This window comes from Burkholderia sp. Bp8984 (genome assembly GCF_003853755.1).
GTDB lineage: Bacteria > Pseudomonadota > Gammaproteobacteria > Burkholderiales > Burkholderiaceae > Burkholderia.
In genome coordinates, this window is sequence record NZ_QTQN01000059.1 from 1 (window position 1) to 26,579 (window position 26,579).

The window sequence follows — 26,579 nt, forward strand, 5'->3', positions numbered from 1 at the left end:
ATCGCGGCCGACAGCCCGGCCGGGCCGCCGCCGACGATCACGACGTCGTATTCCATCGATTCGCGCGGGCCGTATTGCGCGAGCAAGTCCTGTGTGGTCAAAATCCTGTCTCCTCCTGCGCCCCGACCGTTACGGTCAGAACTGGTCTTCCGTCAACGCGAGCACGCTCTCGTTGCCCTTCGCGCCGACGATCGACGCTTCGAGCCCGCCTGCCTGCACGAGGACGTGTTCCGCATAGCATTGTGCGATCGCGATCTTCGCATCGAAGAACGCCGTGTCGCTCGCACGGTTCGCGTGCGCCGCCAGCAGCGCGCGCGCCATCTGCCATCCGCACAGCACGACGCCCGCCAGCTTCAGGTACGGCACGCTGCCCGCGAACACCGCGTTCGGGTCCTGCTTCACGTTCGCGACCACGTAGTCCACCACCGTCGACAGCGCGCGCGCACCCTTCTCCAGCTGCGCCTTCATCGACGCGGCCGCCGCGCCGTCGACCTTGCCGAGCGCCGCGACGGCGTCGCCGATCTCCACGATCAGCGCCTTCGCCACCGCGCCGCCGTCGCGCATCGTCTTGCGGCCGACCAGGTCGTTCGCCTGGATCGCGGTCGTGCCTTCGTAGATCGCCAGGATCCGCGCGTCGCGGTAGTACTGCGCGGCGCCGGTTTCCTCGATGAAGCCCATCCCGCCGTGCACCTGCACGCCGAGGCTCGCCACGTCGTTCACCATCTCCGTGCTCCAGCCCTTCACGACCGGCACCAGATATTCGTAGATTGCCTGATGACGCGTGCGCGTCGCCTCGTCCGAATGGCGGTGGGCAATGTCGCTGTGCGCGGCCGCGACGTACGCGAGCGCCCGCGCGCCCTCGGTCAGCGCGCGCATCGTGCCGAGCATGCGGCGCACGTCCGGGTGATGGATGATCGTCACCGACTGCTTGGCCGACCCGTCGACCGGGCGGCTCTGCACGCGCTCCTTCGCGAATTCGGCCGCCTTCCGGTAGGCACGGTCGGCCACGCCGATCCCCTGCATCCCGACGCCGAAGCGCGCCGCGTTCATCATGATGAACATGTATTCGAGGCCGCGATTCTCTTCGCCGACGAGGTAGCCGATCGCGCCACCGTTGTCGCCGTACTGCAGCACTGCGGTCGGGCTCGCCTTGATCCCGAGCTTGTGCTCGATCGACACGCAGTGCACGTCGTTGCGCGCGCCGAGCGAGCCGTCTTCGTTGACCAGGAACTTCGGCACGATGAACAGCGAAATGCCCTTCACGCCTTCCGGCGCGTTCGGCGTGCGCGCGAGCACCAGGTGGACGATGTTGTCCGCCATGTCGTGCTCGCCCCACGTGATGAAGATCTTCGTGCCGAACACCTTGTACGTGCCGTCGCCCTGCGGCTCGGCGCGCGAGCGCACCAGCGCCAGGTCCGAACCGGCCTGCGGCTCGGTCAGGTTCATCGTGCCGGTCCATTCACCCGAGATCAGCTTCGGCACGTAGCGCTGCTTCTGTTCGTCGGTGCCGGCCGTCAGCAGCGCCTCGATCGCGCCGTCGGTGAGCAGCGGGCACAGCGCGAACGACAGGTTCGCCGCGTTCAGCATCTCGATGCACGGCGTCGCGATCAGCTTCGGCAGCCCCTGGCCGTCGTATTCGGCCGGATGCTGCAGACCTTGCCAGCCGCCTTCGACGAACTGGCGGAATGCGGCGCCGAAACCCGGCGTCGCGGTCACGACGCCATCCTTCCAGCTGCTCGGGTTGCGGTCGCCCTCGACGTTCAGCGGCGCCAGCACCTCGTCGCAGAATTTCGCGGATTCGTCGAGCACGGCCTGCGCCGTGTCGTAGCCGGCGTCCTCGAAACCCGGCAACTGCGCAACGGTGTCGATGCCCGCGAGTTCCTTCAGCACGAACAGCATGTCCTTGACAGGGGCGTTATAGCTCATGGTCGATGTTCCAAATCAGGCGGTGAATGAGGCGCGCGGCCCGGGCGGCTGCGGCAAAACCGGCCAGCGCCAGGCGACGTCGTGGCCCATCGTAATGCCGCGCCGGCGGTTTTCCATTGTCATATCCGGCCCACATGGTGACAAAACCGGCCACGCGATGCGCGGGGCGATGGCGGAAACGGGCGTCCGGGCGGGGCGGTTCGGGTGCCGTTTCCAGCATAAACGATGCGCAATCGGCGTGCCGGCCGGACGGGCCGGGCGGCGGCTCGAACGACCGCCGAAGCCGAAAACCGGGAGACGATCATGGACATCGCCGAAGGACGCCGGCCTGAGCGCGTGCGACGGCAACCGCGCCGAGCACATGGCGGCCGGCGCCAAATCGGCCGCCCTTTTTCGCTGCCCGGGCCGGCACGTTTCTGCATAGACTTTCGTCTCATCAAGCCAGCGAGCACCGGAGCACAGACCAGCATGATGAGTGAACGCCCGAAGCACATCGCGGATTTCGTCCGGATCGCCGGCGAACTGTTCCAGTCGGACCGGCTTCCCCCCGCCGCGCGCGCATTCGCGCCGAAAGTATTCGCGCGGCTGCAAACGCCGTCGGACAACGGAACGCGGCTCGCGGAGCGCTACCCCGCCTGCGCATGGCTCGCCCCGGCGCTCGAGTCGGTCGCGCACGTCAGCCCGACGTTCGCCACGGTTGCACGGCTGATCGGGTCGCTCGAACCCGTGGTCGGATGGTCGCGTCGCACGTCGGGCAAGGACGGCAGCCCCAACTACATCGACGGGCACGCAAACGCGATGATCTGCGGGCCCGGCGGCGCGGAGAGCCGCGACGACATTCAGCTCGGCTTCTCGCTGATGATGCCCGGCGTCAGATATCCGGATCATGGTCACGCGCCGGAGGAAGCGTACGTGCTGTTGACCGCCGGTGAATTCCGGCAGCAGAACGGCGAATGGTTCGATCCCGGTATCGGTGGCGGCATCCACAACCCGCCCGGCGCGCTGCATGCGATGCGCGCCGGCGATACGCCGTTCCTCGCGATATGGTGCCTGCTGAATTGATCCGACGATCGTCGCGATGCGCTGACGCGTCCGCCTGCGGTGAGCGCCCGGTCATTGACCTACCGGTCGGTCCGGATTGCTTCAAACCGCTGTTGAACGGTACCCAGGCGTTTCGCGATCGGTCCGATCATGCCGGCATGCGTGTAAGCGAAACGATTCGACGCCTGCCCGAATCTCCAGCTTCCGTGTACGCCGACGAAATCATCCGAAGGAAGGCGAGCCGACCGGGCAACGGGCGGCGAGATCATCGACCGGAAGCCGGCCATGGGAACCGGCGAAGGACGCCGGTCATGGGAAGCCCGTGCAGCCCACAGCGCGGCGGCCGGCTCACGCAGCCGCGCCGCACGGCAGAAGCAGCGGTCCGACCGCATCGTCAACCTCCATTCGGTCGACGCGATATCGCCCGCGCGTGGATAAAACGCAACAGCACGGCAGAAGACGCGTTCGACGATTTTGTGTCCTCGATGGCGCCTTTGTTATCGGGCATACTCTATTCGCGCCCAGCGAACGGTCGTTCCATTTTTAATGCGAACCCTCGCGCGAGCCACTAAATACGCACATGATTCTGTTACCTTGACGCACCGGCCCGAGCGCTTCGCGATGGCCATCACCCATCTTTCACACTATGACATTACAGATTGGGGTTCCTCTGGAGACAGCCACCGGCGAACGGCGCGTTGCGACCGTTCCCGAGGTGGTCGAGAAACTGATCAAGCTGGGGTTTTCGGTGGCCGTCCAAAGCGGCGCCGGTGCCGGCGCGAACTTTGACGACGACACGTACCGCGCGGCCGGCGCGAGCATCGCCGCCACGGCGGCCGAGCTCTGGTCCGGCAGCGACATCGTGCTCAAGGTGCGCCCGCCGAGCGCCGACGAAGTCGCGCTGATGCGCGAAGGCGGCACGCTGATCGGCTTCGTGTGGCCCGCGCAGAACCCCGAGCTGATGCAGCAGCTGGCCGCGAAGCGCGCCACCGTGCTGGCGATCGACTCGCTGCCGCGCACGCTGTCGCGCGCGCAGAAGATGGACGCGCTCACGTCGATGGCCGGCATCAGCGGCTATCGCGCGGTGATCGAGGCCGCGCATGCGTTCGGCCGCTTCCTGAACGGCCAGGTCACGGCGGCCGGCAAGATCCCGCCGGCGAAGGTGTTCATCGCCGGCGCCGGGGTGGCCGGTCTGGCCGCGATCGGCACGGCCGCGAGCCTCGGTGCGATCGTGCGCGCGAACGACACGCGCGCCGAGGTGGCCGATCAGGTCAAGTCGCTGGGCGGCGAGTTCGTCAAGGTCGACTACGAAGAGGAAGGCTCGGGCGGCGGCGGCTACGCGAAGGTGATGAGCGAGGGCTTCCAGCAGGCACAGCGCGCGATGTATGCGCAGCAGGCCAAGGACGCCGACATCATCATCACGACCGCGCTGATCCCCGGCAAGCCGGCGCCGAAGCTCATCACCGCCGAGATGGTGCAGTCGATGAAGCCCGGCAGCGTGATCGTCGACATGGCCGCCGAACAGGGCGGCAACTGCGAACTCACGGTGCCCGGCGAAGCCGTGGTGCGCCACGGCGTGACCATCGTCGGCTATACCGATCTCGCGTCGCGCCTGTCGCGGCAGTCGTCGACGCTCTATGCGACCAACCTGCTGCGCGTGATCGAGGAGCTGTGCAAGGCCAAGGACGGCACGATCAACGTCGACTTCGACGACGACGCGATCCGCGGCCTCACCGTCATCAAGGAAGGCAACGTCACGTGGCCGCCGCCGCCGATCAAGCAGGCGGCCGTCGCGCCCAAGCCACCGGCTGCCGCACCCGCGGCAGCCGCCGCGCCGGCGAAGTCCAAGGGCCACGGCCACAGCGGCGAGCCGATGTCGGCCAAGGCGCTCGCGATCGTGTTCGCGATCGGCGCGCTGGCGTTCCTGCTGGTCGGCCAGTTCGCGCCGGCGAGCTTCCTGTCGCACTTCACGGTGTTCGTGCTCGCGTGCTTCGTCGGCTACATGGTGATCTGGAACGTCACGCCGTCGCTGCACACGCCGCTGATGAGCGTGACCAACGCGATCTCGTCGATCATCGCGATCGGCGCGCTCGTGCAGGTCGCACCGCCCCTCGGTGAGCTGGCCAACGCCGGCGATCGCCCGTCCGGGCTGATCCTCGGTCTCGCGGTCGGCGCGCTCACGCTCACGGCCGTCAACATGTTCGGCGGCTTCGCGGTCACGCGCCGCATGCTGGCGATGTTCCGCAAATAAGGGGACGACAATAATGACTTCCAACCTGACTACCGTCTCCTATATCGGCGCCGCGATCCTGTTCATCCTGAGCCTCGGCGGCCTCGCGAACCCCGAAACCGCGCGCCGCGGCAACCTGCTCGGCATGATCGGCATGCTGATCGCCGTGCTGGCCACCGTGGCCGGGCCGCGCGTGTCGGCCGCGGGCATTCCGTACGTGATCGCCGCGCTCGTCGTCGGCGGCGCGGTCGGCCTGTACGCGGCGAAGAAGGTGCAGATGACGCAGATGCCGGAACTGGTCGCGCTGATGCACAGCCTGGTCGGTCTCGCGGCCTGCCTCGTCGGCTTCGCGAGCTACATCGACACGTCGCTGCAGTTCACCGGCGCCGAGAAGGCGATCCACGAAGTGGAAATTTATGTCGGCATCCTGATCGGTGCCGTCACCTTCGCGGGCTCGATCATCGCGTTCGGCAAGCTGTCGGGCAAGATCGGCGGCAAGCCGCTGCTGCTGCCGGCACGGCACTGGCTGAACCTGGCCGCGCTGCTGATCGTGATCTACTACGGCCGCGCGTTCCTGCATGCGGAAAGCATCCAGGACGGCATGCTGCCGCTCGTCGTGATGACCGTGATCTCGCTGCTGTTCGGCGTGCACATGGTGATGGCGATCGGCGGCGCGGACATGCCGGTCGTGGTGTCGATGCTCAACAGCTACTCGGGGTGGGCGGCAGCCGCCACCGGCTTCATGCTCGGCAACGACCTGCTGATCGTGATCGGCGCGCTGGTGGGCTCGTCGGGTGCGATCCTGTCGTACATCATGTGCCGCGCGATGAACCGCAACTTCATCAGCGTGATCGCGGGCGGCTTCGGCAGCGGCGCGGGCGCACCGGCGGCAGCCGGCGGCGGCGCCGCGCTGCCGGCCGGCGAAGCGGTCGCGGTGAGCGCGGCGGAGACGGCCGAACTGCTGCGCGAAGCGAAGCGCGTGATCATCGTGCCCGGCTACGGGATGGCCGTGGCGCAAGCCCAGCACACGGTGTTCGAGCTGACGAAGCTGCTGCGCGAGAAGGGCGTCGACGTGCGTTTCGCGATCCACCCGGTCGCGGGCCGCATGCCGGGGCACATGAACGTGCTGCTGGCCGAAGCGAAGGTGCCGTACGACATCGTGCTGGAGATGGACGAGATCAACGGCGACTTCCCCGAAGCCGACGTGTCGATGGTGATCGGCGCGAACGACATCGTGAACCCGGCCGCGCAGGACGACCCGTCGAGCCCGATCGCCGGCATGCCGGTGCTGGAAGTGTGGAAGGCGAAGACGTCGATCGTGATGAAGCGCAGCATGGCGTCCGGCTATGCGGGCGTCGACAATCCGCTGTTCTACAAGGACAACAACCGCATGTTGTTCGGCGATGCGAAGTCGATGCTCAATGAAATCTTCGGTGCACTGAAAGCCTGAGTACGGCCACGCGCGCGGAGCGGCAGCAAGCCGCTCCAGCGCCGCGTGGCTTCGATACGCCGTCGCGGACGCCGAACCGGACGACGCGCAGCCTCCCCCGCCTGCCCTTTTCCCGTTGCGCCGGTTTGGTCAGCGCTTGTGGACGACGGAGTCGAGCACGAAACTGGTCGTCATGTTTTGCACGCCGTCCAGCGCGCTGATCGTTGCCCAGATGTCGCTGATGCGCTCGTGCGTGGCGGCCTCGATCTGCACCAGCAAATCGACCTCGCCGCTGAGGACCGCGCAATCGCGCACCTCGGCGATCCGCTCGAGTGCGGCGAGCACGTCCGCGCCGCGCATCCGGTCCCGGCGATACACGAGCATCACGGCACGCACCGGCACGACATCGTCGGGCAATGCGAGCCGCACCGTATAGCCCGCAATGATGTTCAGCGCTTCGAGCCGGTCGATCCGGTTGCGGACCGCCTGCCTGGACAGACCGATCCGGTCGGCCAATACCGCGAGCGGTATCCGCGCATCGGCACACAATGCGTCGATGATCTTCTGGTCCAGGCCGTCGATCTTCATTGGCCGAACCCGGTGTGCGCGGCGCCGCGTGCATCGACCGCGTCGCGCAATGCCGCGATGTGGCCGGGGCCGATTCCGCAACACCCGCCGACGATCCGCGCACCCAGGCCAAGCCACTGCTCCGCCCATCTTGCATAGCCGGGCGGATCGACGTCGCCGCGCAGGCCGTCGAGTTCCTCGTTCGCGCGCGCATCGGCGCGCTGAGGCGGAAACGCGTTCGCATAGGCGCCGATCGCGAGCGACGTTCCGGTGTTCGCGAGCGTGCGCTGCACCGTCTCGATCGCCACACCCATCACCTCCGGCTGGCTGCAGTTGAACAGCAGCGCGGTCGCGCGCGCGGACACGGCGGCGTCGATCGCTTCGTCGAGCGTCTGTCCCGATCGCAGTACCGGCGTGGCGCCTGCGTCGACGTCGACGTCGACGTCGTCACGCAGCGTGAACGAGACCCAGAGCGGCTTCGGATTCGCACCTAGCGCACGCCGGACCGCGCCGATCTCGTCGGTCAGGCTCTGCGTCTCGGCCAGCCACAGGTCGACGTAGGGATCGAGCCCGTCGACGAGCGTCGCCAGGATCGCATCCGCGCGCGCCGCGTCGAACAGGTCGGGACGGTAGGAACCGCCGGTCGGCGGAAGCGATCCCGCGACGCGCACGGGCCGCGCTGCGCGGTCCGCCGCTTGCCGCGCGAGTTGCCCGGCAAGTGCCGCGAGCGCGACACCGTCGCGACGGAACCGCGCTTCGCCGATATGGAACGGCACGACCGCATAGCTGTTCGCGGTGATCACGTCGGCACCCGCCGCGATGAACGCGTCGTGCGCAAGGCTGACGTAATGCGGCGCTTCCATCAGCGCGAGTGCCGACCACTCCGGCTGCCTGAACGGCGCCCCCATCCGCGCCAGTTCGCGCCCCATGCCGCCGTCGAGTACCGTGATGTCTTGCATAGTCCGTGCTCCGTCGTTGCAATCCGCGCAGCTCGTGCCCGCATCGATTCAAAGGTCGGCGCGACGCGCGTGGGGCGTCGACCGAGCGTGCGCGCGGGTCCGTGTCAGATCTGCGCCAATGCTTGCGCGATATCGCTTTTCAGGTCGTCGATGTGCTCGATGCCGACCGAATAGCGGATGAAATTGAGCGGGATGTCGGCAGCGCGCATTTGCTCCGCCGACATCGTGCCCGCCCACATCGATGCCGTATGGATCGCGAGCGAATCGACGCCGCCGAGATTGCCTGCATTCAGCGGCAGGCGCAGCGCCTCGACGAAGCGCTGCGCTTCGCCGTAGCTTCCCCGCACGCCGAACGCGACCACGCCGCCGAAACCGCGCATCTGCCGGCACGCGAGCCCATGCTGCGGATGGCTGCGCAGGCCCGGATAGAACACGCGCTCGATCTTCGCGTGCGCTTCGAGGAATTCGGCGAGCGCCTGAGCGTTCGCATTGATCCGCTCGACGCGCATCGGCAGCGTGCGCAGCCCGCGCAGCAGCAGCCACGCGTCCATCGGCGACAGCACCGACCCGAGCGTGATGTGCGTATGCCAGATCTGCTCGGCGAGCACGCGGCTCGTGCAGATCACGCCGCCCGTCAGGTCGTGATGGCCGCCCAGATACTTGGTCGCGCTGTGCACGACGATGTCGACACCGAGCCGGTGCGGCTGCTGGTTGATCGGCGACGCGAACGTGTTGTCCGCGAGCGTGAGGATGCCGCGGGCTCTGGCGATCTCGGTCACCGCGGCGATGTCGGTCACGAGCAGCAGCGGATTGACCGGCGACTCGAGCACGATCAGCCGTGTGTTCGGCCGGATCGCGCGATCGAACGCGACCACGTCGGTCTGGTCGACGAACGTCACCTCGACGCCGAACCGGCGCAGCATGTCGTCGAGCAGCTTCGTGGTGCTCATGTAATGACGCGTCTGGCCGACGACGTGATCGCCGGCCTTCACGACACTGAGGATCGCGGTCGCGATCGCGCCCATGCCGGATGCCGTGACGAGCGCGGTCTCGGTGCCCTCGAGCTCCGCCATGACCGCCTTCACGCGCTCGTGAACCGGATTGCCGTAGCGCGTGTAGTTGCGCGGATGCTGCGGCACGCTCGACATCTCCGCGAATTCCTCGCTGCCGGCTGCCTTGAACACCGCCGAATAGTGGATCGCCGGCGCGACCGACTTCTCGTCGGTCACGTCGCGGTCCGCAGCGAGCGCCAGCGTTTCAAGCTTGTATCCCATGTCGTCCTCGGATCGTTCGTTGTGTCGCGTTCATGCGGCGCCCGTCAGGCACGCACGCCGCCCAGATGGCGATTCAGCAGACCTTCGACGCGCTTGAGCACGGTCGAAAGCACCGCCGTGATACCGACGTAGACGATGCCGGCCAGCATCAGCGCGTCGGTCGTATAGGTTTCGATGGAGATGCGTCGCGCGACACCGGTGAGGTCGAGCACGGTGATCGTGCTGGCAAGCGCGGTCGATTTCAGCTGCAGCACGATCTCGTTGCCGAGCGTCGGCGCGACGATGCCGATCGCGCGCGGCACGATCACGAACCAGGTGAGCATGAAGCGGCTCATCCCGAATGCCAGTGCGGCCTCCTTCTCGCCGGCGGGAACGCCTGCGATCCCGCCGCGGATGTCTTCGGCCATGTAGGCCGCGAGATTGAGCGTCAGCGCGCACAACGCACACGAGAACGATCCGCCGACCAGCAGCCACAGAGGCGATGCACGCACGATCGAGAACTGCGCGAGCCCGTAATACAGCACGAAAATCTGCACCAGCAGCGGCGTGCCGCGAAACACCGACATGAACAGCCGGCTCGGTGTCGACAGCCAGCGGCACGCCGACGTGCGCGCGACCGCCAGCGGCACCGCGAGCGCGAACGCCAGGGTGCATGACAGCACCAGCAGCTCGAGCGTGATCCAGATGCCGCGCGCGACGTCCGGGCCGGACTGCGCGATGAGGGAAACAAAGTCGTTCATCAGATGGCCCTCCTCAGGTGCGTGCTGCGTAACCGCGGCCCGCAATGCGCTCGAGCCACGCGAACACGGGGTTTGACGCGGCGAGAAAGCCGAAATAGACGACTCCGACCGCCACGTAGAAGACGAATGGCTGCTTGGTGAACTGCGCGGCGATGTTGGCCTTGCGCAACATGTCCTCGAGCCCGACGATCGACACCAGCGAGGTGTCCTTCAGCAGGTTCTGCCACATGTTGTTCAGGCTCGGCAGGCAGATGCGCCACGCCTGCGGCAGCCGCACGTACCACAGCGTCTGCAGGCGTGTCATCCCGTACGCGCGCGCGGCCTCGATCTGGCCGGCCGGCACCGCGCTGAACGCGCCGCGGAACATCTCCGACGAGTACGCGCCGAACACCACGGCGAGCGCGATCACGCCGGCGGAGAACGGGCTGATGACAACGGCGCCATCGAATTGCGCGTTGAGAAAATGCGACAGTCCGAAGTAGCAGATCAACAGGATCAGGAACTCGGGAATGCCGCGCAGGAAATTGGTCAGCGCATAGGTCGCATGCCTGAGCCACCCGAGGCTCGACAGTTTTGCCGACGCACCGGCGATGCCGAGCAGCATGCCGACGCACAGCGCGGCGACCGCCAGCTCCAGCGTGACGAGCGCGCCAGCCGCGATCTGCGCGCCGTAGTTCACCAGGATATCCATCGTAATGTCGCTCCGTGTAAGACCGGAATCGCGCGGGCCGCCGTCCGGCGCCCGCGCGGTCCCGCTGCGCGGTTATTACGGCGCGATGCTGAACGGGAAATAGCGCTTGTTGGCCGCGGCGAACGTGCCGTCCGCCTGCACCTGCGCGATGCCCTTGTCGAACAGCGCCTTCAACGGCGCGTCGCCCTTGCGCACCGCGATCGCCGTACCGTCGCCGAAGATCTCCGCATCGGCGATCGGCTTGCCGACGAAGTCGAAGCCTGCCTTCCTGCCGGCCTTCGTCAGCCAGTCGTACGCGACCGTGTTGTCGGCGAATACCGCATCGACGCGCCCGGCCTCGAGATCGAGCCAGGCCTCGTCGAGCGTCTGATAGACCTTCACGTCGATCCCCGACTTGCTCGCCGGCAGGCGGCGGCGCAGATAGGATTCGTGCGTCGAGGCCGTCTGAACGCCGATCGTCTTGCCGCGCAGCGTGGCGGCGTTGTCCGTGATGCCGGAGCCCTGCTTCGCGACGAGCTGCACGGGCGCCGTCGTGACGATGCGCGTGAAGTCCACCGACTGTTCGCGCTCCGGCGTCTTCGACATTTGCGCGAGCACCGCGTCGATCTGCTTCGCCTTGAGTGCCGGAATCAGCGCGTCGAAATCCATCGTCACCCACTGGCACTTGACCTTCATCGTGTCGCACATCTTCTTGCCGATGTCGATCTCCATGCCCTGCAGCTTGCCGGAGGCATCCTTGTATTCGAACGGCGCGTAATCGGCGAGCGTACCGACCCGCACGACCTGCTCGGCCTGCGCGACCGATCCGAGCAATGCCGCGCCCACGCACAGCGACTGAAGCAGCTTTTTCATGGTTTCCTCTCCGGTTGGCATTGAATCCGCATCAAATGATGCTGGACAGAAACTTCTGGAACCGCGGCGATTTCTGACTCGCGAACACTTCGTCAGGACTGCCGTCTTCCTCGATTCGTCCCTGGTGGACGAACACGACGCGGTTCGCGACTTCGCGCGCGAACCCCATCTCGTGCGTGACGACGAGCATCGTGCGTCCCTCGTCGGCCAGCGAGCGCATCACTTTCAACACTTCGCCGACGAGTTCCGGATCGAGCGCCGACGTCGGCTCGTCGAACAGCATCACGTCGGGGTCGGTCGCGAGCGCACGCGCAATCGCGACGCGCTGCTGCTGGCCGCCCGACAGCTGGTTCGGATAGTGTTCGCACTTGCCGGCGAGCCCGACCCGTTCGAGCATCGCGATCGCCTTGTCGCGGGCGTCGCGCTTCGGCACGCCGAGCACGCGCACCGGCACGAACATCACGTTCTGCAGCACGGTCATGTGCGCCCACAGATTGAACTGCTGGAACACCATTGCGAGCCTGCGGCGCACGCGCATCACCTGCCGCGCGTCGGCCGCGACGAGCGCGCCGTCGCGGCCCGCCTGTTTCAGCGCGAGCGTTTCGCCGTTCACGCAGATCCGGCCGCGGTCGGGCATTTCCAGCAGGTTGATGCACCTGAGGAACGTACTCTTGCCCGACCCGCTGCTGCCGAGGATCGACACGACCTCGTGATTCTTCGCGGTCAACGAGATGCCCTTGAGCACCTCGACACCGCCGAACGACTTGTGAATATCCTCGACCACCAGCGCGTCCGCCGCCGGTTTGCATGCAGGAATTGCTGCTGGCATCCTCGACTCCTTCCTCGATACGTTGCTCACACCGCTGCGGTTCGCGCCGCGCCGGCCAGTCAGGCGCCGGCGCTTGCGCATCAGCCCGACAGCCGCCGGTTGCGCCTGAAGCAGACCACCTTCGGCTGCGTCATGTCCGTCATCGCGAACCGAACGCCTTCGCGGCCCAGCGACCCATGCTTGAATCCGCCGAACGGCATGCCGTCGAAGCGGTAATCGGACGAGTCGTTGATCATCACGCCACCCGCCTGCAGACGCTCGGCCGCACCGAGCGCCACCTCCAGGCGGTTGGTGAACACGCCTGCGTGCAGGCAGCTCTCCGACGCGTTGGCCGCGTCGAGCGCCTGCTGCAGGTCGGTGAATTTCTCGATCGTCACGACCGGCGCGAATACCTCGTCGGTCCAGACACGCGCGTCGTGCGGCACATCCGCGAGCACCGTCGGTTCATACAGCGCCCCGCGTCGCCGATGGCCGGTCAGCACCGTCGCACCGCCCGACACTGCTTCGTCGACCCAGCGCTCGATGCGGATCGCCTGTTCCTCGCCGATCATCGGCCCCATGTCGGTCGCATCGTCCAGCGGATCGCCGACGACCATCCTGCCCGTCAGTTCGACGAAATACCGCACGAACGGCTCGTACGCGGCCTCGGCTACGAAGATCCGCTGCGTGCCGATGCAGTTCTGTCCCGCCGCCCAGAACGCGCCCGACACGCACGATTCGGCGGCATCCTTCAGGTCGCAGTCGGCCATGACGATCACCGGCGCATTGCCGCCCAGGTCCATCGCGATCTTCTTGAGTCCCGCATCGCGCGTGATGGCCTCGCCGGTCTGCGGGCCACCGGTAAAGGTCACCATCCGGATCCGCCGGTCGCGCACCAGCGCGGACGCGAGATCCGCGCCGCCGTGCACGATCTGCAGCGCGGCACGCGGCGCACCGGCTTCCCACAGGACCTCGACGAGCGCCTGTGCGGACAGCGGCGCGAGCAACGAGGGCTTCAGGATGACCGCATTGCCGGTCGCGAGCGCCGGCCCCAGCTTGTGTGCGACGAGGTTCAGCGGGTCGTTGAAGGGCGTGATCGCGAGAATCACGCCCAGCGGCTCCAGCGTGTAGTAACCGCTGCGATCCTCCGAGCCGGGATACCCGTCGAACGGGATCGTCTCGCCGTTGAGTCGTTTCGCTTCCTCACCCGACAGGCGCAGCGTGTTCACGCAGCGCGCGACTTCCTTGCGGGCCTGCCGCAGCGGCTTGCCCGCCTCCAGCGCGATCGTGCGTGCGAATGTCTCCGCTTGTGCCTCCACGCTCGAGGCCGCGCGAAACAGGAGGTCGGCCCGCTGGCTGCGCGACATGGTTGCGGCCGCGCGCGCGCCGTCGAGCGCGCGCTCGACGAGGAGCGGCGCCGCATCGGCTCGCGACAGACGAACCTGGCCGACGATCGAGCCGTCATACGGCGACCGCACATCGGCCACGCCGGCTCCCGTGCAGTCGCTCATCACCGCATCGCGTGCGCTCATGCGGCCACCTCGTGCGAGGCCGCGCCAATCCGGTCCGCCAGTTCGATCAGGTCGGAGAGGATCGCGAACGCCGTTTCCTCGCGCCCGGCACCCGGCCCGCTGATCGTCACGCCACCGAGCACGTCGGTGTCGAACGTGATCGCGTTCGTCACGCCGCTCGCGGCCAGCAGCGGATGGCCGGCCGGCAGCTTGCGCGGCTCGACGCTCGCGGTAACGGTGCCGTCCGGATGGCGGGTGGCGGATCCGATCAACCGCCAGGACATGCGCTCCGCCGCCGCCGCGCGCACGTCTTGCTCGGTCAATTCCACGATGCCGCGGCATGTCACGTCGGCGCGCTCGAGGCCGGCATTCCACAGTGCGTTCGCCAGAATGACGACCTTCAGCTGTACGTCCGAACCGTTGACGTCGGCCGCCGGGTTCGCCTCCGCATAGCCGCGCTGCTGCGCATCGCGGATCGCCGCATCGAAGCTCGCGCCGGCCTCGACCTCGCCGAGCACGTAGTTCGACGTGCCGTTCAGGATGCCGGCGAAGCCGCGGATGTCGCAGCCGCGCAGCGAGGTCGCGAGCTGCCGCAGCACCGGCGTGCCGCTCATCACCGTGCCCTCGTACATCACGCACGCACCCGATTGCGCGGCGATCCGCGCCAGTGCCGGCTGCGCGAGCGCGATCGGCCCCTTGTTGGTCGTGATCACGTGCTTGCCGCATTCGAGCGCGGTACGGCAATGCGACAGCGCAGGCTCGCCGGTGTTCGGATCCGTGAAGGTCGCCTCGATGACGACATCCACGTGATCCGACGCGATGGCCTTCAGCACCGCACCGAGGCCGACGTCCGGCGACACCAGCGTGCCGGGATCGCGACGCAGCGCTTCGGCATCGACGCCCCGCCGGGCGGTTTCGTCGAGGACGTCCAGCGCGATACCGCGAGGATTCGTCGCGATCCCGAGCCGCAGGTCGGCGACCATCGTCACCGATACGTCGAGTCCCGCCGCACCCAGCATCGCGCGCTTCTTCTTGAGCAGTTCGACCAGTCCCTGATTGACTCCGCCGAAACCGACCAGTGCCAGTTTGAGTTCCATCTCGATCATCTCCTGTTCATTGACCACACGACACAGGTTAGTTATGCGAATCGATTTTCAAATTATGCGTTTCGCCCGATTCAAGCCGTCACCCGTTGCGATTCGTCATGCGGGACGGACGGATCGCCCGTCCCGCGCGAAACCAGTCCGTCAGGCGGCCGGCGGTTCGTCGTCGCCGTCCTTGTCGACCGGCACGAACAGCCCGACCTTGACCGCGCTCAGCACGACATTCGTGTTGATCCGGCGGATCATCGGATTGCTCTGCATGATCCGCGCGGACAGCCGGTCGTACGCCTCGACGTCGCGTGCGGTGATGATCGCGATCAGGTCGGCGGAGCCGGTCACGTAGTAGATCTGCTGGATCTCGTCGTGCGCCTTCGACCACTCGCGGAACCTGGCGACCGTCTCGTAGTTTTCGCGTTCGATCTCGATTGCCGCGATGAACGTCATCGGCCTGCCGACCGCCGCGCGATCGACCACCGCGATTTCCGCCGAAATGATCTTTTCGGTGCGCATGCGCTTCAGCCGTTTTTGCACGGCCGACGTGGACAGGCCGATCCGTTCGGCAATGGCGTCCGCGGTCGCGCTGCAATCGCGCTGGACGATATTCAGGATCTTGCGGTCGAAGGAGTCGAGTGCGTCGGTCATCGCGTGGTCTGCCGGAGAACGGGGGCTTGCGTCAAAGATAGAAAGGGCGGGCCGATCTGAGCCCGACCAGATGCCGGACACGGTCGAACGCGGTGACGAGCGTTTCGCGCCACTGCGCCGCCGGCCCGCAGATACATACGGGCGCGAAATGGATCGTATCCACACCCGCGGGAATTCGGAACGGACGCTCGATGCCATCGTCCGATTCGGTCACGAGCGCGGTGCCGTCGACTTCGGTCAGGCTCATCAGCAGATGGGCGGGTGCAGTCGCACCCAGCAGGTCGCGCAGAGGCGACTCCTTCGCGGACAACTGTTCGAGCAGCGGCAACTCGTACGCGCCGGGCCACCAGGTGTCGTGCTCGTCGAGCCATGGGCCGACGCCCGGCATGCCGACCATCTCGAGGATCCGGTTCGCACCGAGATGCGCATAGGCGCGACACCGGCCGGCTCCGTCGGTCGACGAGCGCGCCAGCCAGCCGCCGGCGCTCGGGACAGGGTCCGTCAACGCGACGTTCGCGGGCTTCAGTCGGCCGAGCGTTTCAGCCGTGCCTGCGGCGGATCGGTGCCCTTCGCAGGACCTCGGTGCATGATCCGGCACGATCCTGCACACCCATTTGGGACCACCCTGCAAGGCGGCGGGGACGTCGCCGGCCCGGACTCGAGCGGCTCGCCTGCGGGCGTATTCGACGATGACGATTGGCGTGTCCGGCATACGACTCTCTTGTGCTTGCTGGGCCGCGTCGCAGCGATGCTGGCGCGCTTCATGGATCGGCCGACGGTGTTGGGGCTGGAGAAATCATATCGCCTCGATGCGACTGAAAAAATCTCAACCGCGCCGAACCTCGACGTAAAACGTCGAAAAACACTCCTTGCCGGACGTTTCGCATCCAATCAAGCGCCAGCCGGTCCGCCGGCCATCACGACCGCCGAACCCGCAAGTCAATGCGATGCACCGAACAGCTGAATCACGACGCCGCGCAGCCAGCGGTTGCCGGCCTCATGGTGATATCGCGCATGCCAATGCTGCCGTACCGCGAACCCGTCGACCGGGATCGGACACGCATGAACCGCCAGATCGCTCGCCTGGGCCAGTGTCTGGCCGATATGACGCGGTAGCGTCGTGATCAGGTCGGTCGTCTGGACGATCGCACCCAAGCCCAGGAAACCCGGCAACTCCAGCACGACGTCCCGCTCGATGCGCGCCTGCCGCAGCGCCTGTTCGAGGAGTTGCGCCCCGGTTCCCGCGGTGATGGCGACATGTCCTTCGGAACGATACTGCTTCGCCCCGAGGCGGCCGCGAATCCGCGGATGATGCCGGTTGGCCAGGCATACCCAGTCCTGGTCGTACAGCTTCTGCTGATAAATGCCGCCACCCAGCCACGGCACATAGCCGATCGCGAGATCGGCTTCGCCGGATTCGAGCGCGCGTTCCGTATTGCCGTCGATCCGCGCGGCTTCCAGCCGGACGCCGGGCGCCTGCGCCCGGACATGGGCCAGCAGCCTCGGAAGCAGCGTGATGTGGCTCGCGTCGGTCATGCAGATGCGAAAGCGTCGCTGGGCCGTCGCCGGATCGAACGCGATCTCCCATGCGGTGAAGCGCCGCAGGGATTCGAGAATTTCCCGGCATGGCCCGATCAGCGCGTCGGCTTGCGGCGTGGGCGCCATGCCGCCGGGCGTCCGGATGAAGAGCGGATCGTGCAGGTGTTCCCGCAAGTGCCCGAGCCAGATGCTGACCGTCGGCTGGCTCTGGCCCAGTTGCTCGGCGACGCGCGTGACGCTGCGCACGTCGTACAGGAGATCGAAAAGCTGAAGCAGCTTCAGGTCGGGCAGGTCGGCAGGCATCGTGGCGTTATTGTCCATGGCAATGACGACATTGTATCCATTGCATTGTCGGCATGAGCGGCGACTCCTATCGTGATGCCATACGTCAGCTTTGCATGGGACCAGAGTAAGGCGCCAAAGCGCCAACTCTGGTCGACAAAGGAGAAGCCATTGAAAATAGCAATTCTGGGCGCCGGCGCACTGGGCTGCGCGATCGGCGCCACCCTCACCCAAGGCGGCCACGAGACCTGGCTGATCGACCGCTCGCCGGCACACGTCGATGCGATGCGCCGTGACGGCCTGCGCGTCGACGACGCGGCCGGCACCCGCCACGTACGCGTCCACGCGACGACCCAGGCTGCCGAAGTCGGCGTGGCCGACCTGGTGGTGGTGCTGGTCAAGTCGTTCCACACCGACGCGGCCATCCGCGGCGCCCAGTCGCTGGTGGGGCCGGATACCACCGTGCTGTCGCTGCAGAACGGCCTCGGACACGAGGACATCCTGATCGACGTCGTCGGCCGCGAGCGCGTCCTCGCGGGCAAGACCTACGTCGGTGGCGTGCTGCGCGGCGCGGGTCACATCGAATCCGGCGTGATCGGCAAATACACCTATATCGGCGAACTCGACGGCCGCATCACGCCGCGCGTGCAGGCGATCGCCGCCGCGTTCGATGCCGCCGGCCTCGCCACGACGATCAGCGACAACATCGTCGGCACGATGTGGGACAAGCTGCTGGTGAACGTCGCGACGGGTGCGCTGACCGGCCTGACCGGCCTCACGTACGGGCAGCTTTACGACGAACCGCTGCTGAAGGCGACGTCGCTCGCGGCCGTGGCCGAGGCGATCGCGGCGGCGCAGGCGGCCGGCGTCAAGCTGTCGATGACCGACCCCGAACAGGCCTGGACGCTTGCCGCCGAGGGGCTGCCCGCGTCCTTCAAGACGTCGATGCTGCAAAGCCTGGAGAAGGGCTCGATCACCGAAATCGATTTCATCAACGGTTCGGTCGTGCGCTGGGGGCAACGCTACGGCGTGCCGACCCCCGTCAATGCAACGCTCGTCGCCTGCATCAAGGGGCTGGAACGCGCGATGGCCGACCGCCAACGGCAGGAGGCCGCCGCATGAATGCCCCGAAAGCCTATCTCGAACACGTCGCGATCTGGGTCAAGGACATCCGCTGGCACATCCGCTTCTTCGAGGACGTGCTCGGCATGACCCTGCGCGAAGTGGACGGCACGCTCGACGCGCCGCGGCAGTACTGGACGCTCGGCGGCCTGCAGTTCATCCACGCGCCGGAACACGATGGTCCGGAAGGCCGGCTCGCGCATCTCGGCGTGATGTGCGAAGACCTGGAGGCCGCGCTGGCCGCGGCGCAACGCTTCGGCGTGACGGAGATGCCGCAAGGGCGCAACTGGCTTCGCCTGCCCGACGGGCTCGCCGTCGAGCTGATCCAGGCCAGGCCGGCTTCCTGCGTCGCGCAGGCGCTGGCGATCAACCCGCGCGCGGAGGCATGACCATGACGATCGTCGAAAAATACTGGGACGACGCCCGCGAGGGCGACACGTGCACGAGCCCGAGCTACACCGTGACCAAGGAGCGCATTCTCGCGTACGCCGACCTCACCGGCGACCATACGCCCGTCCACGTGGACGAGGAATACGCGAACGCGAGCCATTTCGGCTGCCTCGTCGCGCACGGGCTGTTCGGCCTGTCCATCGCCGACGGCCTGAAGACGCAGAGCGACTATCGCTTTCTGCCGGGCATGTCGCTCGGCTGGAGCTGGGATTTCCTGCTGCCGATCAAGGTCGGCGACGTGCTGCACGTGACGTTCCGCGTCGGCTCGATGCGGGCGAGCAAGAGTCGCCCGGACTGGGGCATCGTCGTGCTGCCGTCGGAGCTGATCAATCAGGACGGTCAGGTCGTTCAACGCGGCGAGCATCGCCTGATGGTGCCGCGCCGCCCGGAGGCACTGTGATGCAGGCTCGCCCACTCGAAGGCATTCGCGTCGTCGACTACAGCCACTTCCTTGCCGGTCCGTACGTCGGGCGCTGTCTCGCGGCGCTCGGCGCCGAAGTCATCAAGGTCGAGCGCCCCGGCTCGGGCGACGCGGGACGCCAGCACGCGACCGTGCTCGACGACCAGCAAAGCGGCTACTTCCTGCAGCTCAACATGGGCAAGCGCGGCGTGAGCGTCAACATGAAGGACGCGCGCGGCAAGGCGTTCATGCAGCGGCTGTGCGACTCGGCCGACGTGTTCATCGAGAACTATCGGCCGGGCGCGCTGGACAAGCTCGGGCTCGGCTATGCCGAACTGTCCGCGCGCAATCCGGGCCTCGTCTACTGTTCGATTTCGGCGTACGGGCACACCGGTCCCGATGCGCATCGCGCAGGCTTCGGGCTGATCGCGGAAGCCAAGAGCGGCATCATGCAGATGGTCGGCACGCCCGGCGAACGGCCGCCGCTGCTGCGCATCTCGCTCGGCGACATGTATACCGGCATTCATGCGGTCGCGGCCATCAACGCCGCGCTGCTGGGGCGCGTGAAGAGCGGCCGCGGGCAACACATCGACATGGCGCTGTACGACACGCTGGTATCGATGCACGAATACGCGGTGCAGTGCTACACGCTGCAGGGCGTGCTGCCCGAGCAGACCGGGCACGACATGCCGACCTCGACCCTCTACGGCGTATTCCGCGCCGCGGACGGCGATCTCGTGATCGCCGCGCAGGTCGACGACGCGTGGAAACGCTTCGCCGAGCTGATCGCGACGCACGGCGGCCCGGCGGAGTTCGGCGCCGACACGCGGTTTCACGACAGCACCGGGCGCAACGCGCACCGCGCGGAGATTCTGTCGGTGGTCGAGCCGTGGGTGGCCGCGCGTTCCGTCGCGTCGGTACTGGAACTGCTCGACGGCATCGACGTTCCGTGCGCGAAGGTACAGCGCATCGACGAGGTATTGAACGATCCGCAGATCCAGGCGCGAGGCATGGTCGTCGAGCAACAGCATCCGCGCTACGGGACGCTGCGCCTGCCCAACCTGCCGTTCCGGTTTTCCGATTGCGATACGACGATACGCGACGTCGCGCCCGATCTCGGGCAGCACAACGCGGAAGTCGCGCGCACCCTCGGCTTCGATCCGGCCGAAATCGACGCGATGCAGGCCGACGGCGTCCTCTATTCAAAAGCGAGCCAATGATGACCGACCAGTACGCGGTGATCGGCAATCCGATCGGGCACACGAAATCCCCATTGATCCACGGCCTCTTCGCGCAGCAGACGCGGCAGGACCTCAGCTATACGGCGATCGAGGGGCCCGTCGAGCCGGCAGGCGCTTTCGCTGCCACGGTCCGTGCGTTTTTCGACGGCGGCGGCAAGGGCATCAACGTCACCGCGCCGTTCAAGCTCGACGCGTTCGCGATGTCGGACGAACGCAGCGAGCGGGCGCAGCTCGCGGGCGCGGCCAACGCGCTCAAGTTCGACGGCGGCCGCATCCTGGCCGACAACTTCGACGGCATCGGCCTGGTTCGCGATATCGAGGCGAACCTCAGGCTGCCGATGGCCGGCAAGCGTGTCCTGGTGCTCGGTGCGGGCGGCGCGGCACGCGGCGCGCTGTTGCCGTTCCTCGAAGCCGGACCGGCTGAACTGGTCATCGCGAATCGCGACGTCGACAAGGCGCGCGCATTGGTCGCGCAGGTCGCCGGACGCGGTCCGCTCGTTGCCGGCGGCTACGCGGACCTCGCACGCATGGGGCGTTTCGACCTGGTCGTCAATGCGACGTCGGCGAGCCTGACCGGCGACCTGCCGCCGGTTCCGCCGAGCGTGTTCAGTCCGGCCGGCACGGCCTACGAACTCGCCTACGGCAAGCGTCTGACGCCGTTTCTCCGGCTCGCGAAAAACGCCGGCGTACACGGCATTGCGGACGGCGTCGGCATGCTGGTCGAGCAGGCAGCCGAAGCATTTGCATGGTGGCGCGGCGTACGCCCCGAGACCAGCTCGGTGATCGATCGGCTGGCCGTGCCCTTTGATTGAACAGGCGATGGAGATTCGCATGAAGAAGATCCTGATGCTGCATGGCATCAATCACAACATGTTCGGCAAGCGCGACCCGGCACAGTACGGGACGATCACGCTCGCGCAGATCGATGCGCGGCTTCAAGGGCTGGCGAGCGAATTGGGTGTACAGGTGGAATCGTTCCAGACGAACAGCGAAGGCGCGATGTGCGAGCGCATTCATCGCGCTTTCGAGGAACGCCAGGATGCGGTGCTGATCAACGCCGGGGCATGGACGCATTACAGCTACGGCATTCGCGATGCCCTCGCCATCCTCACGTGCCCGATCGTCGAACTGCACATGTCCAACATTCATGCGCGCGAGCCGTTCCGGCATCACTCCGTGCTGGCTGAAATCGTCAGCGGGCAGATTTGCGGTTTCGGAGTCCAGAGCTATCTGCTGGCGCTGCGCGCCGCGGTCTCGGCGCTCGGCGACGCATAGGCCGATTCCCGCATCGGCCGCCGATGCGGGACCGACGCCCATGCGCAACCGTTCCCGGGTACACGGCGTGGCGCACCGCGCTGGTTCGCCGTGCGTCGGATCGACGGGCCCCGGTCAGGTCACACACCGGAGTCGCCACATCGGGCAGTGACGACTCCCCGCATCACCCGCGTTGCCCGGCACACATATCAATATCTGGAGACGACGATGACCACGACCTTGCGAGACGAGCCTCGCGGCAGGCACCAATCGAGAAAAGCCGCCATCAGCGGCTGGATCGGCTCGGTGCTCGAATACTACGATTTCTTCATCTACGCCACGGCATCGGCGCTGATCTTCCCGCAGATCTTCTTTCCGCACGGCAGCCCCACGACCGCCATCATCGCGTCGCTGGCCACTTACGGTGTCGGCTACGTGTCGCGCCCGATCGGCGCGTTCGTGCTCGGCCATCTCGGCGACACGCGCGGACGCAAAACCGTCCTGCTGTTCTGCATGTTCCTGATGGGCATCTCGACCGTCGGCGTCGGCCTGCTGCCGACCTATCAGCAAGCCGGGCTGATCGCGCCGGCCTTGCTGGTGACGCTTCGCCTGCTGCAAGGTTTCGCCGTGGCCGGCGAGATCACCGGCGCGAGTTCGATGATTCTGGAACACGCGCCGTTCGGTCGACGCGGATACTTCGTCAGCTTCACGCTGCAGGGCGTGCAGGCGGGCCAGGTGCTGGCCGCCGCCGTGTTCCTGCCGCTCGCCTACTACATGCCGTCCGCGCAATTCGACAGCTGGGGCTGGCGCATTCCGTTCCTGCTGAGTGCGCTGGTCATCGTTGCGGGTTTGATCATTCGCCGTAAGGTCGACGAATCGCCGGCCTTCGATGAAGCGGTACGCAACCAGGCGCAAGCCGGCTCGCCCGTCGCCGACGCTTTCCGGCATCACTTTCCCGACATGGTGCGCGTGGCCTGCATGTCGATGATGAACGTGATTCCGGTCGTCGCCACGATCTTCGGCGCAGCCTATGCGGTCCAGCCGGCGTATGGCATCGGCTTCCAGAAAGACATCTATCTCTGGATCACGGTGATGGGCAATATCGTTGCGATGATCGTGATTCCGTTCGTCGGCAACCTGTCCGACAAGGTCGGACGCCGGCCGCCGATCATCGTCGGCGCGCTGGCGGCCGGCCTGCTCGCGTTCGCCTACCTGTATGCGATCAGCATCCGCAACGTGCCGCTCGCATTCGCGATGTCGATGCTCATGTGGGGGGTCGTGTACCAGGGCTACAACGCGGTATTTCCGTGCTTTTACCCGGAACTCTTCCCGACCCGCACGCGCGTCTCGGCGATGGCGATCGCGCAGAACCTCGGCACCGCGGCCACGGCGATGCTGCCCGCGCTGTTCACGGCGGTCGCGCCGCCCGGCGCACACCACGTGTGGCTGATCGTCGGCGGGATCGCGTTCGGCATCACCGTGATTGCGTCGCTCGCGGCCGCGAGCGCACGCGAGACCCATCGTGTCCATATGAACGACCTGGGGCAAGCGAACGCTCGACCGGTCGACAAGGCAGAATACGACCGGCTGCGCGTCGCCGCGATGGCGCGCCATCGCGTCGTGCACGAACACGTGCCGGGATCGCTGGGCAGCTAGCCGGCGCTCGACGGGGCGTCGTGTCCGGCGCCCCGTCCGCCGGGCAGTTCCGGCTTGCTGCTGCACCCTCGCCGGCAGAGCGCACTTGCTTTGCCGCTGTCTTCACCCGATGCCTGATACCGTGCCGAAAACCGTCATGCCGGACACCACGCGCCCTGCCCGCCTGAACTTCGCGCTCATGTTGCCGCTTCTGCTGGCGGCCCAGCCGGTGGCGACCGACAGTTACCTGCCGGCGCTGCCTGAAATCGCCGCGACGCTGGGGTCCGCCAGTGTCAGCCTGACGGTTTTCGCATTGATATTCGGTATTGGGCAATTGCCGATGGGCAGTCTTGCCGACCGGTACGGCCGCCGCCCCGTGCTGCTGGGCGGCCTTGCGCTCTATACGCTGGCAGCGCTCGCGGCTGCGCTCGCGTCGAGCGCGGCGATGCTGGTCGCCGCTCGCGCGATGCAGGGCTTTGCGATGGCCGCGATCCTGGTATGCGCGCGCGCGACCGTGCGCGACCGGTATTCGGCGGCCGACGGCCCGTACGTGATGGCGCGCGGTTTCATGGGAATGGGGATGATGGCGTTCCTCGCGCCGATTCTCGGTGCGTATGTCACGCAGCAGGCCGGATGGCGATGGGTGCTCGCGGGGATGAGCCTGTATGCGTTCGGGCTGCTCGTCATGTGCTGGTACGGCTTCGAGGAAAGCTTCACCCGAGTCGCTTCGGGCCGGGGCTCGATACGCGGCTCGATCCGCGGCTCGATAGGCGGCTCGATCCGCGACGTGCGCGAGATATTCGGCAATGCCACGTTCAGGGTATGGGCGCTGCTGGCCGCCTCGACGTACACCGGCATGTTCTGCTTTCTCTTGCTCTCGCCCGCGATCTACATACGGCATCTCGGCCTGTCGCCCCAGCGATATGGCTGGATACCGGCGAGCGGTACGTTCGTCTATGTGCTGAGTACGTATGGCTGCCGCCTGTTGCTGCGACGTCAGAGCATGCTGCGAACGGTGCGACAAGGCGCAACGTTGAGCCTCACCGGCGCGGTGATTCAGGCATTGGGGTGTGCGCTGCTTCCCGGAAGCATCTGGCCGCTGCTCCTCGGGCATGGCGTGTATTGCCTCGGCCACGGCATCCATCAGCCCTGCGGGCAGGCAGGGGCGGTCAGCAGCCTGCCTCATCTGGCGGGCCGCGCGGTATCGTGGTCCGGCTTCATCATGATGTTCTTCGCTTTCAGCGTGGGACAGACGGCAGCGGTCTTCACCGATCCGCGCTATCAACTGGGCGCGTGGCCGATGGTGGTGCCGATGCTCGTCGTCGGCGTGACGCTGGTCACGATCGCGTTTGCGTGGCTGCCGACAATCATCCACACAGCTTCGGTCGGCAGGCAATCCGGCGTATCGGCGAGTTCGAGCAGCTGACCGGGCCGCCGTGCTTGCGTGCGAAGCGCGCGGCCGATTCGCTCGCCCTGTCCGTCGAATGCGTCGCGCGCGATGTGACGCCGCCAGCTCGTGACCTCGAACGACGCGATGTGGAGAATCTTCGCGATGCGCTATTGCCGATACGAAAAGCAAAACGACACACCGCACGCATGCTGACGCCTGACGACGGGGAGCCGTCCATGGGAGCGCGCGAAGGATGCCGGTTATGGGAGCGTGATCGAAACCGGGTTTGAACAACCCGCGCTACGCGCGCCGCCGGTAAGTCCCCGGCGTACTCCCCGTCCAGTGGCGGAACGCGCGATGGAACGCGCTCGGATCGTCGAAGCCGATATCGGCGCCGATCGCCGCGATCGTGTCGAGCGTGTCGGTGAGCCGCTGGATCGCGATGTCGCGCCGCAGTTCGTCCTTGAGCGCCTGGAACGTCGTGCCTTCCGAGGCCAGATGGCGGCTCAGCGTGCGCACCGAACAATGCAGATGCTCGGCCGCCTGCTCGATCACCGGCAGGTCGGGCAGCGCCGCCGACAGGTATTGCCGCACGCGATGGCACACGAGCTGTTCGCTGAACGATTCGAAGATCCAGTCGCCGGGCGCGCGCGCGAGGAACTTGCGCAGGTTGCGCTTGCTCTGCCGGATCGGCGCGTCGAGGTAGTCGGCGCTGAAGCGCATCAGCGTGCGTTCGCAGTCGAACTGCACGGAGCCGGTGAAGAAGTACAGGTGCTCGACCGCATGGCGCGGCCGCGGGCACGCGAACTCGATCCGCAGCAGCGGGATCTTTTGCCCGATCAGCCAGGAACACACGCCGTGCACGAGCTTGAGCATCAGTTCCTGGCCGAGCGCGCCGATCGGGCCGACGGCCGGGTTCGGCCGCAGCAGCACCTGCGCGACGAGGCCGTCGCGCTTCGATTCGACGAAGAAGTCGTCGAGCAGGATATGGAAGAACTGGCCGAAACGGTGCAGCGCCGTTTCGAGGTTGCGCGCATCGAGCAGGCTCAGGCACAGGTACTTCAGCGTGCCGCCGCGCAGCGGGCGCGAGAAGATGCCGGGCATCTCGTCGTCGAGGTCGATCGCGAGCGTGCGGTACAGCGTCGAGAACTGCTCTTCCGTCACGCGCGCGTGCGGCTCGCCGAGCAACTCGAGCGGGATGCCGGCCCCGCGCAGGTAACGCTCGACCACGTCGCGCTGCGCGCCCGCGCTCGCCAGAAAGCCGTTGACGAGCGAAATCGGCACCGTCGCGCTCGGCGACGGCAGCGCCTGCCCGGGCCGGGCGGAAGGTGAGTCTGAACCGGTCATCGCGTCCCCGTCGATCGAACCGCTCGCATTGTACTTGAGCGGCCCGGGCCGGGCTTTTGGGGCTTTTGGGGCTTTTGGGGCTTTATGGGCTATGTCGGCTTTTTCGGCTTTGGCGGCTCTGGGGGCGGTAAGGGCTGTCGCGGCTT

General features: G+C 66.8%; 26 protein-coding genes. 12 read left to right on the plus strand and 14 right to left on the minus strand.

Annotated features, from left to right (window positions below; translation table 11 throughout):
- Positions 1-135 precede the first annotated feature (135 nt).
- Positions 136-1,926, minus strand: coding sequence for an acyl-CoA dehydrogenase (locus DID98_RS34145; protein ID WP_124572151.1), 1,791 nt, complete (start codon positions 1,924-1,926; stop codon positions 136-138).
- 471 nt (positions 1,927-2,397) lie between these two features.
- Here DID98_RS34145 and DID98_RS34150 point away from each other — a divergent pair, with 471 nt between their 5' ends.
- From DID98_RS34150 to pntB, 3 genes are all read left to right on the plus strand, one after another.
- Positions 2,398-2,988, plus strand: coding sequence for a dimethylsulfonioproprionate lyase family protein (locus DID98_RS34150; protein WP_124489170.1), 591 nt, complete (start codon positions 2,398-2,400; stop codon positions 2,986-2,988).
- A 625-nt stretch (positions 2,989-3,613) separates the two neighbouring features.
- Positions 3,614-5,218, plus strand: coding sequence for a Re/Si-specific NAD(P)(+) transhydrogenase subunit alpha (locus tag DID98_RS34155; RefSeq protein ID WP_124523943.1), 1,605 nt, complete (start codon positions 3,614-3,616; stop codon positions 5,216-5,218).
- Positions 5,219-5,231: 13 nt separating this feature from the next.
- Entirely contained in the window at positions 5,232-6,647 is a 1,416-nt protein-coding gene (gene pntB, locus DID98_RS34160; RefSeq protein ID WP_124523942.1) for a Re/Si-specific NAD(P)(+) transhydrogenase subunit beta, read from the plus strand.
- A gap of 129 nt (positions 6,648-6,776) precedes the next feature.
- Here the strand turns inward: pntB and DID98_RS34165 are convergent, their stop codons facing one another.
- From DID98_RS34165 to DID98_RS34215, 11 genes are all read right to left on the minus strand, one after another.
- Positions 6,777-7,214 (minus strand): Lrp/AsnC family transcriptional regulator, encoded by a 438-nt coding sequence (locus DID98_RS34165; protein ID WP_044848460.1) that lies wholly within the window; start codon positions 7,212-7,214, stop codon positions 6,777-6,779.
- A complete protein-coding gene (locus DID98_RS34170; RefSeq protein ID WP_124572152.1) occupies positions 7,211-8,152 on the minus strand; it encodes a homocysteine S-methyltransferase family protein in 942 nt (313 codons plus the stop codon). Before DID98_RS34170 ends, DID98_RS34165 begins: the two co-directional genes overlap by 4 nt.
- A gap of 104 nt (positions 8,153-8,256) precedes the next feature.
- Complete coding sequence (locus DID98_RS34175; protein WP_124523939.1) at positions 8,257-9,426, minus strand: PLP-dependent aspartate aminotransferase family protein; 1,170 nt, start codon at positions 9,424-9,426, stop codon at positions 8,257-8,259.
- A gap of 44 nt (positions 9,427-9,470) precedes the next feature.
- Positions 9,471-10,166 (minus strand): ABC transporter permease, encoded by a 696-nt coding sequence (locus tag DID98_RS34180; protein WP_124489176.1) that lies wholly within the window; start codon positions 10,164-10,166, stop codon positions 9,471-9,473.
- 13 nt (positions 10,167-10,179) lie between these two features.
- Positions 10,180-10,857 (minus strand): ABC transporter permease, encoded by a 678-nt coding sequence (locus DID98_RS34185; RefSeq protein WP_124572153.1) that lies wholly within the window; start codon positions 10,855-10,857, stop codon positions 10,180-10,182.
- 75 nt (positions 10,858-10,932) lie between these two features.
- The gene (locus tag DID98_RS34190) at positions 10,933-11,709 is read right to left on the minus strand and encodes a transporter substrate-binding domain-containing protein (RefSeq protein WP_124572154.1); all 777 of its coding nucleotides are present in this window, start codon (positions 11,707-11,709) and stop codon (positions 10,933-10,935) included.
- 31 nt (positions 11,710-11,740) lie between these two features.
- Entirely contained in the window at positions 11,741-12,538 is a 798-nt protein-coding gene (locus DID98_RS34195) for an ABC transporter ATP-binding protein (protein ID WP_044848454.1), read from the minus strand.
- Between the two features lie 80 nt (positions 12,539-12,618).
- Complete coding sequence (locus tag DID98_RS34200; RefSeq protein ID WP_124572155.1) at positions 12,619-14,049, minus strand: aldehyde dehydrogenase family protein; 1,431 nt, start codon at positions 14,047-14,049, stop codon at positions 12,619-12,621.
- The gene (locus DID98_RS34205; protein ID WP_124572156.1) at positions 14,046-15,125 is read right to left on the minus strand and encodes a homoserine dehydrogenase; all 1,080 of its coding nucleotides are present in this window, start codon (positions 15,123-15,125) and stop codon (positions 14,046-14,048) included. The genes DID98_RS34200 and DID98_RS34205 overlap by 4 nt, the downstream gene beginning before the upstream one ends.
- A 150-nt stretch (positions 15,126-15,275) precedes the next feature.
- On the minus strand, positions 15,276-15,773 hold the full coding sequence (locus tag DID98_RS34210) for an Lrp/AsnC family transcriptional regulator (protein ID WP_044848452.1): 498 nt from the start codon (positions 15,771-15,773) through the stop codon (positions 15,276-15,278).
- Positions 15,774-15,804: 31 nt separating this feature from the next.
- Entirely contained in the window at positions 15,805-16,278 is a 474-nt protein-coding gene (locus tag DID98_RS34215; RefSeq protein ID WP_260427378.1) for a hypothetical protein, read from the minus strand.
- A gap of 81 nt (positions 16,279-16,359) precedes the next feature.
- On the opposite strand from DID98_RS34215, the gene DID98_RS36470 reads away from it, so the two are divergent.
- Positions 16,360-16,737, plus strand: a complete 378-nt coding sequence (locus tag DID98_RS36470) for a hypothetical protein (RefSeq protein WP_260428136.1) — start codon at positions 16,360-16,362, stop codon at positions 16,735-16,737.
- On the opposite strand, the gene DID98_RS34225 is transcribed toward DID98_RS36470, so the two are convergent.
- A complete protein-coding gene (locus DID98_RS34225; RefSeq protein WP_044848491.1) occupies positions 16,713-17,633 on the minus strand; it encodes a LysR family transcriptional regulator in 921 nt (306 codons plus the stop codon). The two genes, DID98_RS36470 and DID98_RS34225, sit on opposite strands and share 25 nt — an antisense overlap.
- A 132-nt stretch (positions 17,634-17,765) precedes the next feature.
- On the opposite strand from DID98_RS34225, the gene DID98_RS34230 reads away from it, so the two are divergent.
- The 8 genes from DID98_RS34230 (at position 17,766) to DID98_RS34265 (ending at position 25,122) form a co-directional block, all read left to right on the plus strand.
- The gene (locus tag DID98_RS34230; protein ID WP_044848450.1) at positions 17,766-18,716 is read left to right on the plus strand and encodes a ketopantoate reductase family protein; all 951 of its coding nucleotides are present in this window, start codon (positions 17,766-17,768) and stop codon (positions 18,714-18,716) included.
- Positions 18,713-19,105 (plus strand): VOC family protein, encoded by a 393-nt coding sequence (locus tag DID98_RS34235; RefSeq protein WP_059805905.1) that lies wholly within the window; start codon positions 18,713-18,715, stop codon positions 19,103-19,105. The genes DID98_RS34230 and DID98_RS34235 overlap by 4 nt, the downstream gene beginning before the upstream one ends.
- 2 nt (positions 19,106-19,107) lie before the next feature.
- The gene (locus tag DID98_RS34240; protein ID WP_044848448.1) at positions 19,108-19,566 is read left to right on the plus strand and encodes a MaoC family dehydratase; all 459 of its coding nucleotides are present in this window, start codon (positions 19,108-19,110) and stop codon (positions 19,564-19,566) included.
- The gene (locus DID98_RS34245; protein WP_124572159.1) at positions 19,566-20,786 is read left to right on the plus strand and encodes a CaiB/BaiF CoA-transferase family protein; all 1,221 of its coding nucleotides are present in this window, start codon (positions 19,566-19,568) and stop codon (positions 20,784-20,786) included. The genes DID98_RS34240 and DID98_RS34245 overlap by 1 nt, the downstream gene beginning before the upstream one ends.
- Entirely contained in the window at positions 20,786-21,619 is an 834-nt protein-coding gene (gene aroE / locus DID98_RS34250) for a shikimate dehydrogenase (protein ID WP_044848490.1), read from the plus strand. Before DID98_RS34245 ends, aroE begins: the two co-directional genes overlap by 1 nt.
- 19 nt (positions 21,620-21,638) lie before the next feature.
- On the plus strand, positions 21,639-22,082 hold the full coding sequence (gene aroQ / locus DID98_RS34255) for a type II 3-dehydroquinate dehydratase (protein WP_044848489.1): 444 nt from the start codon (positions 21,639-21,641) through the stop codon (positions 22,080-22,082).
- Between the two features lie 207 nt (positions 22,083-22,289).
- A complete protein-coding gene (locus DID98_RS34260; RefSeq protein WP_044848446.1) occupies positions 22,290-23,717 on the plus strand; it encodes an MFS transporter in 1,428 nt (475 codons plus the stop codon).
- Positions 23,718-23,853: 136 nt separating this feature from the next.
- Complete coding sequence (locus DID98_RS34265) at positions 23,854-25,122, plus strand: MFS transporter (protein WP_124572160.1); 1,269 nt, start codon at positions 23,854-23,856, stop codon at positions 25,120-25,122.
- Positions 25,123-25,386: 264 nt separating this feature from the next.
- Here the strand turns inward: DID98_RS34265 and DID98_RS34270 are convergent, their stop codons facing one another.
- Positions 25,387-26,526 carry an AraC family transcriptional regulator gene (locus tag DID98_RS34270; protein ID WP_124572161.1) on the minus strand — a complete coding sequence of 380 codons (1,140 nt, stop codon included), beginning with the start codon at positions 26,524-26,526 and terminating at the stop codon, positions 25,387-25,389.
- Between the last annotated feature and the right edge of the window lie 53 nt (positions 26,527-26,579).